The organism is Burkholderia sp. MSMB617WGS (genome assembly GCF_001532025.2).
Lineage (GTDB): Bacteria > Pseudomonadota > Gammaproteobacteria > Burkholderiales > Burkholderiaceae > Burkholderia > Burkholderia savannae.
The window spans coordinates 933,818-950,469 of record NZ_CP013457.1; the positions used below are offsets into that span (position 1 = coordinate 933,818).

9 protein-coding genes are annotated in these 16,652 nt (G+C 67.0%); 5 read left to right on the plus strand and 4 right to left on the minus strand.

What is annotated here, in order from left to right:
• Positions 1-11 precede the first annotated feature (11 nt).
• The 5 genes from WT60_RS04715 to WT60_RS04735 all read left to right on the plus strand — a co-directional run bounded on the left by WT60_RS04715 (position 12) and on the right by WT60_RS04735 (position 12,216).
• Complete coding sequence (locus tag WT60_RS04715) at positions 12-1,526, plus strand: LTA synthase family protein (protein ID WP_060355510.1); 1,515 nt, start codon at positions 12-14, stop codon at positions 1,524-1,526.
• Between the two features lie 2 nt (positions 1,527-1,528).
• Positions 1,529-9,166, plus strand: coding sequence for a type I polyketide synthase (locus tag WT60_RS04720; RefSeq protein ID WP_060355511.1), 7,638 nt, complete (start codon positions 1,529-1,531; stop codon positions 9,164-9,166).
• A complete protein-coding gene (locus WT60_RS04725; protein ID WP_060355512.1) occupies positions 9,163-10,080 on the plus strand; it encodes a UDP-3-O-acyl N-acetylglycosamine deacetylase in 918 nt (305 codons plus the stop codon). The genes WT60_RS04720 and WT60_RS04725 overlap by 4 nt, the downstream gene beginning before the upstream one ends.
• 64 nt (positions 10,081-10,144) lie before the next feature.
• Entirely contained in the window at positions 10,145-11,464 is a 1,320-nt protein-coding gene (locus WT60_RS04730; protein WP_060355513.1) for an aminotransferase class I/II-fold pyridoxal phosphate-dependent enzyme, read from the plus strand.
• 17 nt (positions 11,465-11,481) lie between these two features.
• Complete coding sequence (locus tag WT60_RS04735) at positions 11,482-12,216, plus strand: GNAT family N-acetyltransferase (RefSeq protein ID WP_060355514.1); 735 nt, start codon at positions 11,482-11,484, stop codon at positions 12,214-12,216.
• Between the two features lie 258 nt (positions 12,217-12,474).
• Here WT60_RS04735 and WT60_RS04740 read toward each other — a convergent pair whose 3' ends face one another.
• The 4 genes from WT60_RS04740 to WT60_RS33405 all read right to left on the minus strand — a co-directional run bounded on the left by WT60_RS04740 (position 12,475) and on the right by WT60_RS33405 (position 16,309).
• The gene (locus WT60_RS04740; RefSeq protein ID WP_186448580.1) at positions 12,475-13,632 is read right to left on the minus strand and encodes a sialidase family protein; all 1,158 of its coding nucleotides are present in this window, start codon (positions 13,630-13,632) and stop codon (positions 12,475-12,477) included.
• Between the two features lie 58 nt (positions 13,633-13,690).
• Positions 13,691-14,905 (minus strand): hypothetical protein, encoded by a 1,215-nt coding sequence (locus WT60_RS04745; protein ID WP_059671298.1) that lies wholly within the window; start codon positions 14,903-14,905, stop codon positions 13,691-13,693.
• 358 nt (positions 14,906-15,263) lie between these two features.
• A complete protein-coding gene (locus WT60_RS04750; protein WP_038753448.1) occupies positions 15,264-15,836 on the minus strand; it encodes a phosphatase PAP2 family protein in 573 nt (190 codons plus the stop codon).
• 230 nt (positions 15,837-16,066) lie between these two features.
• On the minus strand, positions 16,067-16,309 hold the full coding sequence (locus tag WT60_RS33405; protein ID WP_145986730.1) for a hypothetical protein: 243 nt from the start codon (positions 16,307-16,309) through the stop codon (positions 16,067-16,069).
• Positions 16,310-16,652: the final 343 nt, after the last annotated feature.

Sequence of the window (16,652 nt, forward strand, 5' to 3'; positions counted from 1 at the left end):
GTCTTGCCGTGATGCTGGCGGCCACCGTCGCATTGTCGTTCGCGGTCGATGCGATCGCTGTCCCGCGCGCACCGCTCCGAAGGCCGCTGCTGTCGTCAGTGCTCCACATTCTTTCCGTAGTCTTTCTGCTCGACTTGGTGTTCGCCGTCACGTCGCGGCCTCTGTTTTCGGCCTGCGCGTCGCTCGCGCTCGTCGGTCTCGTCGCCGCGGTTAGCAATGCGAAGTACGAGTCGCTGCGCGAGCCGTTCGTCTTCACCGATCTGAGCCTGTTTAGCCAGTTGTTTTCGCATCCTCGTCTTTACTTGCCGTTCCTGAGCGTCGGCAAGGTCGTCGCGATCGGTGCCGGCATCGTGCTTGTGGTCGCAGGCTTTATCGTCGAGCGGCCAGTGCTCTCCAGTTCCCGCGCGCTGGCCTGGCTCGCGGTGGTCCTGTTGTTCATGCTTGCCGTGAACGTGGCCGCACGCGTGCCGCTCACGCTCGATCCCGATGCGGATCAGCATCGATGCGGCTTTTTTGCCGTGTTCGTTGCCTATCTGCTTAACGGTTTGCGTCCCGCCACGTTTCGGCGGTTCCGTGAGGTCATGGCGGCGGGGCCGTTCACGACCGGCGAGCCGACGCGACGCCCTGACGTGATCATGATCCAGAGCGAATCGTTCTTCGATGCGCGCCGGCTCGGTGAAGCGGTCGAGCCGAGCCTCTTCGCGCGTTTCGACGACGCATGTCGCGAGGCCGTATGGCATGGCGAGATGACGGTGCCGGCCTGGGGGGCCAACACCATGCGAACGGAATTCGCGGTGCTGACGGGCACGGAGTCCTTTTCGCTCGGGTATGCACGCTTTTATCCTTACGCATTCGTAAGAAGCAAGATGGCGTCACTGGCATCCTGGTTCGACCGTTGCGGCTACGATACAGTCGCGATTCATCCCTATTACGCAGATTTCTTCGGGCGGAACCGGGTATTTCCGTTGCTCGGCTTTGCGCGCTTTCTCGATATCCGCCACTTTGCGTCGGCGTCCCGTGCAGGCCCGTACGTGGCGGACGCCGCAGTGTCCGAGTCGATCATTGCGGAACTCAAGGCGGCGAAGGGCGGCGAGCGCCCGCGCTTCGTATTCGCGATGACAATGGAGAACCACGGCCCGCTGCATCTGGAACAGGTTTTGCCCGGCGAATCGTCTTCGCGGCATACTCTCGGCGAGGATGCATCGTGGCGCGATCTGACTGCATATCTGCGGCACGTCGAAAATGCGGACGCAATGATCGGGCGCCTGATCGATTATTTGCGCACCAGCAATCGTGAAACGGTCGTTTGTTTTTACGGCGATCACGTTCCCGCTCTGCCTCATGTTTTCCATAGGATGGGCGTGACTCCGCAACGCAGCGATTACTTCATTTGGCGAAATTACGGCACGGTTGCCGCGAAACGCCGGCATTTGGCTGCCGAGGGGTTGGGGGCGGTACTGCTGCGTGTGATACAAGAGAGCGGGAATCGTACGGAAGAGCCGTTCGCATCCGAGAAAGCGACATAAAGATGAACAGTAAGATTGCAATAATTGGGATAGCTTGTCGGTTTCCCGGGAGCGCAAACAATCTTGGCGACTTCTGGCAACTCCTGCGCGACGAACGCGACGCAGTGACCGAGATCCCCGCTGAGCGCTTCGGCACCGATTTCTACCAGCACCCGTCCAAACGCGAACCGGGCAAGAGCTACACATTCTCGGCCGGCGTCCTCGACAACGTCGCCGGCTTCGACGCGGCGTTCTTCGGCATTTCCCCGCGCGAAGCGACCCAAATGGACCCGCAGCAGCGCCTGCTGCTCGAACTCGCGTGGGAATCGTTCGAGGATGCGGGCGTGCGCCCGGCCGACATGCGCGGCAGCAACTGCGGCGTCTATGTCGGCGTCGCGAGTACCGACTACGGCAACCGCAGCATGGACGATCTGAACGTGATCGATCCGTATTCGGCGACCGGCAACACGCTAAGCATCGCGTCGAACCGCGTGTCCTACCTGTTCGACCTGCGTGGCCCAAGCATGTCTGTCGACACGGCTTGCTCGTCGTCGCTCGTCGCACTTCATCAGGCCGTCCAGGCGCTGCAGTCGGGCGAAGCAGAAATGGCACTCGCTGGCGGCGTCAACTTGCTGCTGCACCCATTCGGCTTCGTCAGCTTCTCCAAGGCGTCGATGCTGTCGCCGCGCGGCCGCTGCCGCGCGTTCGATGCGACCGGCGACGGCTACGTTCGCTCGGAAGGCGGTGCGTTCGTGCTGCTCAAGCCGCTCGATCGCGCGATTGCCGACGGCGACACGATCCATGCGGTGATCGCAGGCTCCGGCGTGAATTCGGTCGGCCACTCGCCAGGCGGCATCAGCGTGCCGGGCGCGGCGGCACAAGCGTCGCTGCTGCGCAGCGTCTACGCGCGCGCGGGTGTCGATCCGCAGTCTCTCGCCTACCTGGAAGCGCATGGCACGGGCACAGCAGTCGGCGACCCGATCGAGGCGCGCGCGTTGATCGACGTCGTGTCGGGTGCACGCCCGGCGGACCGTCCGTTGCTCATCGGCTCGGTGAAGACCAACATTGGCCACCTCGAGACGGCATCCGGAATGGCCGGCCTGCTGAAAGCCGTGCTGTGCCTTAAGCATCGCGCGGTGCCGCGCTCGCTGCATTTCGTCACTCCCAATCCGGCTATCGATTTCGACGGCGGGCGTCTGCGTGTCGTCGATCGCTATACGCCGCTCGAAGCCGGCGACGCGCCCCTGACCGTCGGCGTCAACTCGTTCGGTTTCGGTGGAACTAACGCGCACGTCGTGTTGACCGAGGCGCCGGTGTCAGCGGAGGTTGCGAACGAGGTGTCGACGACTGCGGCGGAAGCAGCTCACGTGCTGTCTCCGCTCGTGCTGACCGCGCGTAGCGCGAAGGCGCTCGCCGCGCTCGCGAACCGCTATCTGGCAGCGCTCGAGAACGGCGGCGACTGGCAGGCGCTTGCCGCGGCAGCGGCGCGTCGTCGCCAATGGCTCGAGCATCGCGCGATCGTCGCACCGCTCGACGTGGCCGAAGGTCGCGCCGCGCTCGCGGCGCTGGCACATCAGTCGCCGGAAGGGTTGCCGTCCAGCGTGGCAACCGGCCAGGCACCCGCTGACGCGCTGCGCACGGCGCTTGTCTTCTCGGGCAACGGTTGCCAGTGGGTCGGGATGGGCGACGCACTGTATGCCGAGAACGCCGTCTTCCGTGCGGCACTCGACGAAGTCGATGCACTGTGGTGTGCCGACGGCAGCCCGTCGCTGGTCGATGTGATGCGCGGCGGCCCGGGCGCAGAACGGCTGAATGGCGCAGGCGCTGAATGGTTCGCCGCAACAGAGAACGCTCAGCCGCTGCTGTTCGCGATCCAGGTCGGCCTGATGCACGTAATCGACGCACGAGGCATGCGCTACGACGCAGCAATCGGCCATAGCGTCGGCGAGATTGCCGCAGCATGGGTGACTGGTGCGCTTTCGCTTGCCGACGCGGTTCGCGTGATCAAGATCCGCAGCCGCGCACAGTCGATCACGCGCGGCAGCGGCAGGATGGCGGCCGTCGGCATCGGCGAGCCTGCGGCGCGCGAGCTGATCGCGCGACATGGGCTGGCGCAACGCGTCGAGATCGCGGGCATCAACAGCCCCGACGCGGTGACGCTCGCGGGCGAACTGCAAGGCTTGCAGGCGCTGGAAGCCGCGCTGCGCGGTAGCGGCAAGTTCTTCCAGATGCTCGATCTCGACTATGCGTTTCACAGCAGCCACATGGATCGCATCGAGCCGGTCGTGCTGACCGAACTGGCCAGCCTGCGGCCGCAACCGGGCAACGGCGCGTTCGTGTCGACCGTGACCGGCGGCGCGCTCGCCGGCAACGAACTCGATGCGCGCTACTGGTGGCGCAATATCCGTGAGCCCGTGCGCTTCGGCGACGGTATCGCGCACCTGATCGAACAGGGTGTGCGGCTATTCGTCGAGGTCTCGCCGCATTCGATCCTGCGCACCTACGTGAAGCAGGCGTTCGCGGCCGCCGGCGCGAGCGGAATCGCGCTGCCGACGCTCAAGCGCGATCACGGCAGCGCGGCGACGCTGCGGCAAGCGATCCTCGCGGCGATCGCGCATGGTGCGAGCGTCGATCCCGACCGCTTTGCGCCGGGCGCGTCGCGTGCTGCCTTGCCGTCCTATCCGTGGCAGCGCGACCGCTTCTGGCTGATGCCGACCGTCGAAGGCTACGGTCTCGTCAACCGCCGCCGCGAGCATCCGCTGCTTGGCTATCGCCTGCACGAACACGCGTTCGCGTGGGAAAACCAGCTCGATCCGGCGAAGCTGCCGATGTTGGCCGATCACGTCGTTGATGGAGGCGTGGCATTCCCGGGTGCCGGATACGTGGAAATGGCGCTCGCCGCGGCGCGCACCTTCTTCGATACGCTGGATGCGGCGCTCGAAAACGTCGAGATTCGCACGCCGGTCGTCTTCCAGCCGCAGCAGGCGAAGCTGTTCCGGCTCGTGATCGAGCCGCGCACCGCGATCTTCACGATCGAGACGCGCGACCGGATGTCCGACGGCGCATGGACGCTGAACGTGACAGGGCGGATGCTGGAGAGCGGCAACGCGCTCGACGCCGCGAGCGTCGTGTCGTCCGACACGCTCGAGCGTCTGCTCGCACTGCCGCCCGCCAACGGCGACACGTTGTACGCGAACACGGCGGCGATCGGCCTCGGCTACGGGCCGGCGTTCCGCTGGGTTCGCACAGTGCGGGTCGCCGAAGGCGACGACGCGGCGCTCGCCGACGTCGCCGCGCCGGCCGCATGCGGTGATGCGCGCGCGCTGTCCGCCTATCTGCTGCATCCTGCGCTGATGGACAGCGGGTTCCATCCGCTATTCGCGTTGCTTGCCGCGCACGCGCGCGACGGCGAGCATCCGGCTTACGTGCCGGTGCAGATCGGCCGGGTCGACTATCTGCGTGGCGATACGGTCGCACGCGTGCTCGTGCGGATCGACCGGCGCAGCCCGCATTCGATCGTCGCGCATTTTGAATTCCTCGACGCGCAGGGCGCGATCGTCGCGCGGCTCGGTGCTTGCCGGTTCCGGCGCGTCGATCTCGTCGGCCGCCGGCAGAACCTGCCCGCGCGCTTCGTCTACCGTCTCGAAGAAGTGCCGCTGCCGGGCGATGTCGACGCAGCCGGTTTGCCGGCGCCCGACGCGCTGCTCGCGCAAGCCGTCGCGCGGCTCGATGCCGGACACGACGGGCGTCGTACGCGGCATTTGACCGAAATCCTGCCGCTGCTCGACGTGCTGGCGAGCCTCTACGTGCTCCAGGCATTTGACGCGCTCGGCGCATTCGCCGGCACGTGGCGGCCGGCGCTCGGGTGTGCGGCGCTGGCCGCGCGTCTTGCAGACATGCTTGTCGAGGACGGTCTTGCACATCGTGACGGCGATCATCTTGTGCGCGACGACGCAGCATGCGCAGCGCTGCCGCCGCTCGACGAATTGTGGCGCGGGCTGCTGGTCGAGTCGCCGGGGCACGTGGCCGAGCTCACGCTGCTCGCGCATTGCGGCGCGGCGTTGCCCGGCGTGCTGAGCGGCGCGGAGGACGGCGCACGTGTGCTGTCGCCGACCGGGCACAGCCTGGTCGAGCAACTCCTCGCGGCATCACCGACCTGGCAACACGTGCACGCGCTGCTGACGGCAAGCGTCGAGCAGGCGGTCGACGCATGGCAGCCGGCGCGCCGGCTGCGCGTACTCGAACTGGGCGCGACGGACGGCGATGTGCTGCAGACGCTCGGCATGCATCTCGCGGCCGTGCGATGCGAACACACGATCGCCGCGACAGCCGGTCAACTGGCCGGGTTCGACACGGATGCGGAAGCGGCGGTGAGGACGATTGCGCTGCAGCCGGGCGAACGGCTGTCGCTGGCGGCCGACGAAGCCGGGTCCTACGATCTGATCGTCGCGAATCGCGCGTTGAGCGGCCGTCAGGACGTGGCCGACGCGCTGAACGCGATGCGGTCGTGGCTGGCCCCGGGTGGATTGCTGCTGCTTGCCGAGTCGCGCCGCGGCCGCTTTTCCGACATCGTGTTCGGTACGCAGGCGCCGTCGACCGAAACCGATGCGCCCGCACCGTTGGCGCCGGCGGATCTCGATGCGGTGCTCGCGCGCGCGGGCTACGTCGACGTCGTGCGGCACGTCGAGCAGTCGCTCGATCTGGACGGCACGCCGACGTTCGTCATCGCGCGCAACCCTGCAAGCACCGTTGCCGCGCAAAGCGGCGGCGATTCGCGCGATCTCGATACGCTCGCACGCAGCGAGCAATGGCTCGTGCTGCACGCACCGGACGGCGTCGACAGTTTCGGCTCGCGGCTGGCCGATGCGCTGGCGCATGCGGGGCATCCGGCCGATATCGTGGATATCACGCATGCGGCCGATGCGATCGCGTCGTTGCCGGCCGGGCAGCCGGTGCATGTCGTGTTCTGTGCGCCGGAAACGCCACTCGCCGAAGCGGCGACGGGTGACGACCTGATGGCCGCGCAGCGCAATGGCGTGATCGCGGTGGCGGCATTGGTTCGCGCGCTTGGCGCGCAGCCGAACGCGGCCACGCGGCTGACCATCGTCACGCGCGGCGGCGCGCCGTTCGCCGGGACCACGCATGCGCATCCGGAACAGGCGACGTTGTGGGGCCTTGGCCGCGTTCTGGCGAACGAGCATCCCGAACTCGCGTGCCGCCTGATCGACGTCGATTGCGCGGCGGTCCGGATTCCCGAAGCACTGATTCGCGAGCTGACCGGCGCCGCGCTCGAGGAAGAAGTCGTCCTCGGCGCGCACGGGCGGCTGGTGCCGCGCATGCTGACGGCCGCGCAAGCCGCAGCGCGCAACGATGGCGCGATCGCGCGCGCGGCCGTGCTCGCGTTCGACGCACCGGGCTCGTTGCGCAATCTCGAATGGTTCGCGTTGGCCGAAAGCGTGCTGGGTGCGGACGAGGTGGAAATCGAGCCCGTTGCAACGGGCCTGAATTTTCGCGACGTGATGTATGCGATGGGGCTTTTGTCCGATGAGGCGGTCGAGACCGGCTTTGCGGGCGCGACGATCGGCATGGAACTGTCCGGCCGCGTCGTGCGGGTGGGCAGCGCCGTGACGGAGTTCACGCCGGGCGACGCGATTCTCGGGTTTGCGCCGGCCTCGTTCGCGACGCGTGTCAGGACGCGCGCGCAAGCGATCGCGCTGAAACCAGAGCGCCTGTCGTTTGAGGAAGCGGCGACCGTGTCGACCACGTTCTTCACCGCGTACTACGCGCTCGTCGAACTCGCGCGGCTGCGCCGCGGCGAGCGCGTGCTCGTACATGGCGGCGCGGGCGGCGTCGGGATCGCCGCGATTCAACTCGCGCGCCACTTCGGCGCGGAAGTGTTCGCGACGGCCGGTAGCGACGAGAAGCGCGAGTTCGTGCGCCTGCTCGGTGCCGACCACGTACTCGATTCGCGCAGCCTGGCGTTCGCGGACGAGATTCGCGCGATGACGGGCGGTGAGGGCATCGACATCGTGCTGAATTCGCTCGCCGGCGAGGCGATGGTGCGCAGTATCGATACGCTGCGTCCGTTCGGTCGTTTCCTCGAACTCGGCAAGCGCGATTTCTACGAAAACAGTCATATCGGGTTGCGGCCGTTTCGCAACAACATCAGCTATTTCGGCATCGATGCCGACCAGTTGATGGGCGCGCTGCCGGAGCTGACCGCGCGCCTGTTCGGCGACGTGATGGCGCTGTTCGCGGCAGGCGTGCTGCATCCGCTGCCGTATCGCGCGTTTCCCGCCGAACGGGCCGAGGACGCGTTTCGCTGCATGCAGCAGGCGCGCCAGATCGGCAAGGTGCTCGTGACCTATCCGTCCGGCACGCCGGCACCGACGCGCGGGGCCGCGCGCGAGGATTCGCTCGTGCTCGATCCGCATGGCGCGTACCTGGTGGTCGGCGGCACGGGCGGGCTCGGTTTCGCGAGCGCGCGCTGGATGGTCGAGCGCGGCGCACGCCGTTTGACGCTGGCGAGCCGTTCCGGCGAACTCGCCGTCGCGGCGCGCGACGAAGTCGAGCGCTGGCGAGCGACGCTCGGCGTCTCGGTTGACGTCGTGTCGTGCGATGTGACCGACGCGGCGGCGGTCGATGCGATGATGGCCGCGATCGTCCGGCGCGACATCCCGCTCAAGGGCGTGCTGCATTCCGCGATGTCGATCGATGACGGCCTCGTGCGCAATCTCGACGACGCGCGCATGGCCGCAGTGCTCGCACCGAAGGTGGCAGGCGCGTGGAACCTGCATCGCGCGACGCGCTCGCTGTCGCTCGACCTGTTCGTGGTCTATTCGTCGGCGACGACCTATCTCGGCAATCCGGGGCAATCGAACTATGTCGCGGCCAACAGCTTCCTCGAGGCGCTCGTCGAACATCGCCGTGCGGCAGGATTGCCCGGCACGTTCATGGCATGGGGGCCGCTCGAGGACGTTGGCTTCCTCGCGCGCCATGCGGATACGCGCGAGGCGCTGCAGTCGCGGATCGGCGGCGCATCGATCACGTCCGGCGAGGCGATGATCGCGCTCGAGCGCGCGCTGGTCGCGGGCGCGGCCGGCGAAGCGGTGGTCCGGCTCGACTGGCACGCCGTTGCGCGCGGGATGCCGGCCGCGAAGGCGCGCCGATATTCGCTGCTGCAATCGCACGCGAACGGCGGCGATGCGCGCGACGGCGGCACGCAGCTGCGCGAAGAGGTGCTCGCGCTGCCGCGCGACGAAGCGATCGCGCTGGTTGCCGGGACGCTGCAGGCGCAGATCGCGCGGATTCTGCACATGACGCCCGATCGCATCGCGCTCGACAAGTCGGTGCTCGACATGGGCATGGATTCGCTGATGGGGATGGAGCTCGGCCTCGCGGTCGAGGAAGCGTTCGAGGTCAAGCTGTCGGTGATGGCGATTGCCGAGGGCGCGTCCGTGACGACGCTGGCCGGGCGTATCGTCGATTCGATCGGCGCGTCGGCGGATGCCGGCGCTGGCTCCGCGATCGATGCCGCGCACGAGGCAGTCGCTGCGCTCGCCGCGAAGCATGCGATCGACGGCGAAGCGCGCGCGATGCTCGACACCCGGCCGGTGCCCGTTGCGGGCCAGGCGTCGCCGAGGCTGGAGGTCGCGCGATGAGCGCACCGACCGGCTGGGCGACGAGTCAGGGCACGCTGGCACGCCCGCTGACGATTGATGGTCACGGGCTGCACACGGGGCGCCGGGTCGGCGTGCGGATACTGCCCGCGCGTCCGGAAGACGGCGTGACGGGCATCGCGTTCCGTCGCGTCGAGCAGGGGCGCACGCTAGCGACGCTGCCGGTCGATCCCGCGCTGCGCTGTGCGCAGCCGCTCTGCACGATGCTGCGCAATGCCGACGGCGTCGGCGTTCGCACCGTCGAGCATCTGCTCGCGTCGCTGCTCGCGTGCGAGATCGATTACGCGATCGTCGAACTCGACGCGGAGGAAGTGCCGATTCTCGACGGCAGCGCAACGCCCTGGGTGGACGCGATCAGCACGTGCGGCCGCGTCGCGCTCGATGCGCCGAAACGTTTCATCCGCGTGCTGCGACCTGTCGTCGTCACGGACGGCGAGGGTGACCAGCGGCGCGAAATGCGGATCGAACCGGCGCTGCGTTACGAACTGAGCGTGCGCAACGACCTGCGCGGCTTCGGCGACATGCACTGGAACGGTGCGCTGACGCCGGCCGCATTCGCGACCGAAATCGCGCCGTCGCGCTCGTACGGTCGCGTGAAGTGGGCGGTCCCCGCGGTCATCGCCGGCTATCTGCGCGGGGTGCCGATCCTGCGCGGGGCGCGGCCGTCGTGTACCGCGTCCATCGTCGGCAAGCGCGTGCTGGGCGGGATGCGGCTGCCGGAGGAGTTCGTCCGGCACCGCGTGCTTGACCTGGTCGGCGATCTCGCACTGGCCGGCGCACCCTTGCTGGCGCGCGTGAGCGCGTTGCGGCCGAGCCACGAGATGAATTTCCGGCTCGTCGACGCACTGCTGACCGAGCCCGGTGCGTGGCAGTGGGCCGACTTTTCCGAGACCTGATACCGCGCTTTTTCAAAATGCACGGCGTAACATAGCGAGTTTTCGATATACAGCGAAGGAAGCAATGGCACTGGGAGAGCATCTTCGCCAGCAATTGGCGGCGAAAGCGCTGAAACGGCAACTGGAGCGCGCGACCGATGCCGCCGCGGTGCCCGGCGTGCCGGGCACGCCGGCTGCGCAGACCGCATCGGCGCGCAGCTGGTTCGAGGCGATGCCGCAATACCAGCAGGTCAAGATCATCCGCGAGATGGGCGAGAAGCTGCGCGTCGAGTCGCCGTTCTTTCGCGTGCACGAGGGCGTCGCCGGCGCGACGACGCACATCGGCGGCCGCGAATACCTGAACTATGCGAACTACAACTACCTCGGCCTTGCGGGCGACCCCGTCGTGTCGGCGCGCGCGAAGGATGCGATCGACCGCTACGGCACGTCCGCGTCGGCGAGCCGGATGGTCGCGGGCGAGCGGCCCGTGCAGCGCGAGCTCGAGCGCGGCCTCGCGTCGTTCTACGAAACCGACGACTGTGTCGCATTCGTGAGTGGCCATGCGACGAACGTGACCGTGATCGGCTCGCTGTTCGGGCCGGGCGATCTCGTCGTGCACGACGCGCTCGCGCACAACAGCATCGTGCAGGGTGCGCAGCTGAGCGGCGCGAAGCGCCTGAGCTTTCCGCACAACGACTGGCGCGCGCTCGACGCGCTCCTCGCGCGCGTGCGCCGCGAATATCGGCACGTGCTGGTCGCGATCGAAGGGCTCTACAGCATGGACGGCGATCTGCCGGACCTCGCGCGCTTCGTCGAGATCAAGCAGCGCTACGGCGCGTTCCTGATGGTCGACGAGGCGCACTCGCTCGGCGTGCTCGGCAAGCAAGGCAAGGGCATCCGCGAGCACTGCGGCGTGCCGTCCGCCGACGTCGATCTGTGGATGGGCACGCTGAGCAAGGTGCTCGCCGGATGCGGCGGCTTCATCGCCGGCTGCCAGCCGCTCATCGACATCCTGCGCCATCTCGCGCCGGGCTTCCTGTACAGCGTCGGGCTCTCGCCCGTGCTCGCGGCTGCGTCGCTCGCCGCGCTCGAACGCCTGCAGGCCGAACCGCAGCGGATCGCGACGTTACGCGAGCGCGGGTTGCAATTCCTCACGCAGGCGCGCGACGCCGGTCTCAACACGGGCACGAGCGAAGGCTATGCGGTCGTGCCCGTCATCACCGGCAGCTCGCTGAAGGCCGCGCAATGGGCGAACGCGCTCTTCGACGAAGGCATCAACGTGCAGCCGATCTTCTATCCGGCCGTCGAAGAGAAGGCCGCGCGCCTGCGCTTTTTCATCTGCTCGACGCACGAGCCCGAGCAGATCGAGCGCACGATCGCGGTGCTCGTGCGGCTCGCGCGCTGACGGCGGCGCCGAAGACGATGGCGACTTCGCCCGCCGAAGGTGAGCACGGCGCATCGGCCCAGGCCGCATCGCGCTCGTCTTCGTGGCGCTTTCGCCCGGCCGCCGCGAGCGATGCGCACGCATGCGCGCCGCTCGTGTTCGAATCCGGCGTGCGGGAATTCGGCTACTTTCTCGGCGAGCCGCCCGCACGATGCATCGCATTCCTCGAATTCGCGTTCGCGTCGAAGCAAGGGCGTTTTTCGTGGCGGCGTCATCGCGTCGCGGTTGCCGAAAGCGGCGCGATCGACGCGGTGCTCGCCGCGCACGACGGACGCGCGACAGCCTTGGACGATCTGCACGTCGCGTGGATGTTGCTGCGCTTCTTCGGCCTCGCGCGCACGATCCGGATGCTGCTGCGCGGGCTCGTGCTCGAAAGTGAGCTGCCTGCGCCGAAGCGTACGCAGACGCTGATCGCGCATTGCGCGACCGACGCGCGCGTGCGCGGTTGCGGTGCGTTCAGCGCGCTGTTCGACGAAGCGATGCAGGCCGGGATGTTGTGCGCGGAAACCGGCAGGGAGATCGTGCTCGACGTGTTGACGAGCAATGTGCGCGCCCGCGCACTGTACGAACGCCTCGGCTTCGTCGAGATGCCGCGAGCGCGTCCGCGCTCGGCACGCCTGCCGCGCGAGCTCGCTTCCGTCCGGATGCGCTTTGACGGCGCGTCGCAGGGATTCGCGGGGCCGAGCGGAAAACTCGAAAGCATGTTGCGATAGGCGGGCGGCGAGCGATGCCGCCGGCATCGTGCGAGCACGGCGATTCTCGCGGACCAGTGCGATCGTCCGGCGATCATCGTGTGCAAGGCCGTTACGATCGATCGCACGTCGACACGCCCGCGATCGGGCCGTCCGCGAATCGATGCGCGGGCATCGAATGCGCGGTGGCGATCGGCCGAAGTCGGCGCGTGCAGCGTGCGGCCGCGCGCCGTACATCCCGCGCTGTTGAATCGCATCGCGTGCGATGCTCGCCGCCCGTCAATGCGAATCTGCCTCGATGCGCTTCGCCGCCTCCACATGCCTGAAATCGCGCACCCGCACGAACGTTACGTAGTTCGAATCGTGCTGATTGCGTGCGCCGCCTTCGCTATCGTCGAAAGCCATCCGCACGACCGCGACGATGTCGTCGCCTTCGAATTGCCAATCCGCATACTGAAAGCCGTGCCGCTGCTGATCCACGCTCTGAAGCAGCACGCGCTCGACGCTCCAGTGACGCAGATCGGGCGACGACGTCAGCGCGAGCGTGTTTCTCACGCGTTCGAGATTCGCGCTGCCGTCGGCGTTCGGCACCGCGTTCGCGAGCGACCAGTAGCGTCCCGAGCGGGAATCGAATCGGATCGTGAATTTCTTGCCGCCGCCCGGAAAATCGACGAAGTCGTGCGCCGGATCGAACGACAGCGACCGGCCGTCCGCGAGCACGCGCACGAGCGCCGCCTTCTCCGGCCCGTGCTTCGTGTTCACGCGCAACACGATCGCCGGATCGCGCTCGCCCGTCGACACGACGCTGCCTTCCTCCCACGTCAGAAAGTTGTTGTTGAGCCACGAATGATCGGACGGCAGCGGCTTCGGCGTGCGCCAGTTGCGCGTGTCGAGCAGATCTCCGTCGGCGGGCGCGGATAGCACGAGCGAACGCAGGTCGCCGCCGTCGATGACTTCGAACGCGCGCCATACGCGGCCCCGGTCGACGAGCACCGGCACGGCCCCCGTGATGTAGCGGCCGTTGAGCGCGAAGCGTCCGGATTGCACGTCGTTCGGCGTCGTCCACGTCGCGCCGCCGTCCGTCGAGCGGCGAATCACCGGCGTGCCCATCGAGCGATCGGTGCCCATCAGGTACAGCGCGCCACCGACGACGAAAAGCGACGACCAGTATTGGCCGGCCACGACGCTCAGCTTTTCCCAGGTCTGCCCGCTGTCGTGCGACGCGAACACGTGCACTTCGTCGGGCAGCGCGGACGGGCCGAACATGTCGTGCGACGCGACATAGGTGCCGTCGGGCAGGATCGCGAGCGACGGCGAGCCGAGGAACACGTGCGTCGCCGCCGCGCTGTGCGCGATCACCCGGCCGGGCGGCGCGGCGGGCGGCACTTGTGGGGCCGACGACGCAACGACGGACGCGCAGAACAGGCAGGCCAGCATCCCATGAATTGACATCGATATTCTCCTTCGCGTTTCGGCACGCGTTCGGCGGCGGACGCTAGGCGCACGACGCGCCGGTCGCGCTCAGCCGGCCGGTACCGGGCCGTTCGCGACGCTCGGGCGAGCGCTCGGCATGCCCCGCGTGTCCGGCGACGACGACGAACATCAAGAGCGTGAGCCACAGCATGCCGTATAGCGCGTGGAACTTGAACAGAAGGAGCGGCAGCAGATACAGCAGCAGGCGCCGCCGGCCGCGCCGCCGGAACAGCATGAACAGCGCGCCGAAGAACGCGGTGACGCCGACGCCGCCGGTGGCGAACAGCAGATACATGTAGAACGAGCTGTCGCGCACCTGATAGCCGCGCAGGTGCGTCTTGCCGACGTTGTTCCGCTCGTCCCAGAAGAGGCCGTTGCCGAATGCGTCGGCGAGCGCGTCTCGCGCGCTCAGCTCGCGCAGCACGAGCGTGCGGCTGCCGAGCGCGTCGTAGTCGGCGGATTGATTCACGCGCTTGTCGTACACGCCGTACATCGCCGGCGCGATCGCGAGCGCGACCGCGACGATCACGAGCTTGATCCGGATCGACGAGCGTCCGGCGAGGAAGTGCACGCCGAACAGCAGCGCGCAGACGATGATCGCCGCGATCGAGAACGACAGCAGCGCGGTCGCGAACGCGACGATCGTCGCAGCCGCCATGCGCCGCTTCGCTAGCAGCAGGACGACGCCCGCGGGCACGACCGTCATCGCGTAGAACGACGGCTCCGAATAGAGGCCGAGCGCGCGGATCGAGATGAGGCTGTCGCTCAGCGCCTTCGTCGCGTATAACGCTTCGGAATCGCTCTCGCGGACGTAGCTGTCGAAGTCGATGAAGTGGCCGGAGATCAGGTAGTAGCCGAGTTGCACGAGGAAGAACGCGGCATGCACGTAGATCAGCGCCTCGCATGTCCGCTCGAGCGAGCGCATCGACAGCACGCCGCTCGCGAACAGCCAGAACGCGAGCGCGATGTAGGTTTCGATCAGCACGAACTTGACGTAGAAGTTCGCGTAGAAATCGCCGAACGCGGACACGATGAACGCGGCGCTTACGCTGAGCATCCAGTACGCGGCGATGGCGGGCAGCCGGTGCTGGCGCGCGAACAGCGTCGGTGCGCGGAACAGCGCAAGGACGGCGAGCAGCGCATAGGCCGCGAAGCTCGCGCGCACGCTGAACGCGTTCAGCGAAAAGAAGCAGGCGCTGGTGGCGAAGAGCAGGGTGGGAACGCTCGCGCGTCGCATGAAGACTCCGTGGTTCGTGAGCGGCGCACGCTTTCGAGCCGTGCTGCTCGAACGTCGCGCGTTGAGCGCGCTGGCATCGCGCGGCGACGCTTCCGAAGCGAGATCGCCGGCATGCACGCGCACGGCGCCGATGTCGACCGTCGCATGCGCGGCGCGCGCCTCGACGCGCTCGATGGTGCCGTCTGTCGCGCCTCGACGGCGCGCTTCGCTTGCCGTGCGAAACGCTCGCCGGCATGCATCGGGCATCGATGCGCCGCGGTGCCCGGGAGTATAGCGACGCGTGCGCTTTCGCACGCGCGCGCGTCCGATCGGGACGGGGTTTCGGCGGCTGGCGACTAGTCCTGGCCGCAACCGACCGTCACCAGGGGAGTTGACGGCAGAGGAACGGCGAGTATTGCTCGATCGCAGCTTGAATCGGCGCGTGTCTCCCGTAGGAGACGGCGAGCACTGCCATTAGCGAAACCGACGCGTACAGCCACAGGCGTCGCGACACAGCGGGTGCGCCTTTCCATAGCACGAACGACAGCGTGACGAGCGTGCCGACCGCCCATCCGGCGATTACTTCGGACACCGTATGTGCTTTGTCGAACACGCGTGCCGTGCCGATCAACGCGGCGAGCACGAGACCCGCCGTCAATGCCATGTCCGAGCGCAGCCATTGCAGGCCGAGCAGGAGCGCCATCGGCCACACCGCCGATGCGAGCATCGTGTGGCCGCTGACGACGCGAAAGTCGATCGCGCGAATCTGCACGCCGCACCCCGCGTAGAGGATCTTCGTCAAGCCGACGACGAGCATGCCGGCCGCGAGCAGCACGAGCCACGACAGCGCGTCGCGCCGCTCGGGCGACGAGCGGACGAGCCATGCGCAGCAGACGACGGAAAGAGGAAGGGTCAAGGCGGCGTCGCCCAGATCGCTGATGGCAGACCACATCGCGTGCATTCGCTCAAAAAAACGCAGTATTGTAAGGCGGCGCTGCGAGCGACTGCAGTTTCTCGCGCCACAAGCGCGGGCTGCCGTCGGATTTGTCCAATCGATGCGAGTCGCGTTAATGCGCGGGTATCGCGCATCACGCCTCACATATATGAAATCGCCGATGCGCGGTGATCACAGGCATTGTTCGCGACGCAAAATCGGCTTCGACCGGACATTATCGAAAAGCGCTAGATGGATATCGTAAAAATACGCAATAGCCTAAAGGCATGCCGGTAACGAAAGATCAATTCCAATTGTAAAAATACATGCGATTCGGCGACGAATTCGATAGAGTCGGCGCCAAGGCGGCGTACGCATTGCATCTCGTTTGCATGCGAGATCGCCATATTTCCTCCACAAGAAACGGCAGCGCGGCGCGTCGGTGAATGAACGCGCAGGCGTGCGCCGGTGCTGCCGTTCGGCCGCTCCATTCACTTGCAGTCCGTCTGGATCGCCAGTGCGAGGCGGCGCCGGGCGCGTCTGTCTTCATCCGTCGTCCATATCGGATGCTCCGCGCGCGGCCAGTGATTCAGTTGCCGAAAGATCGTCTGAAATCGACAAGCGCGCGCGTGTCTTTTGATGCAATGTGCGCACCAATCCGAATTGGATCGATCAATAAATGATGGAATCGATGTCCAGATTCAATCCGCCAACATGGCGTCGTAATCAGACAGAAAGATTGTTGCAGCCATTTGAAGGAATATGATGCACCGCAGAATAGACATTGCTGAATGAGTGGAAAGGGCCGGCGGGATGGAATGCGCGTTCAACATT

Coding starts and splice junctions, on each gene's coding strand:
- WT60_RS04715 (WP_060355510.1), top strand. CDS start 12: ATGCTGGCGGCCACCGTCGCATTGTCGTTCGCGGTCGATGCGATCGCT.
- WT60_RS04720 (WP_060355511.1), top strand. CDS start 1,529: ATGAACAGTAAGATTGCAATAATTGGGATAGCTTGTCGGTTTCCCGGG.
- WT60_RS04725 (WP_060355512.1), top strand. CDS start 9,163: ATGAGCGCACCGACCGGCTGGGCGACGAGTCAGGGCACGCTGGCACGC.
- WT60_RS04730 (WP_060355513.1), top strand. CDS start 10,145: ATGGCACTGGGAGAGCATCTTCGCCAGCAATTGGCGGCGAAAGCGCTG.
- WT60_RS04735 (WP_060355514.1), top strand. CDS start 11,482: ATGGCGACTTCGCCCGCCGAAGGTGAGCACGGCGCATCGGCCCAGGCC.
- WT60_RS04740 (WP_186448580.1), bottom strand. CDS start 13,632: ATGCTGGCCTGCCTGTTCTGCGCGTCCGTCGTTGCGTCGTCGGCCCCA.
- WT60_RS04745 (WP_059671298.1), bottom strand. CDS start 14,905: ATGCGACGCGCGAGCGTTCCCACCCTGCTCTTCGCCACCAGCGCCTGC.
- WT60_RS04750 (WP_038753448.1), bottom strand. CDS start 15,836: ATGTGGTCTGCCATCAGCGATCTGGGCGACGCCGCCTTGACCCTTCCT.
- WT60_RS33405 (WP_145986730.1), bottom strand. CDS start 16,309: ATGGAGCGGCCGAACGGCAGCACCGGCGCACGCCTGCGCGTTCATTCA.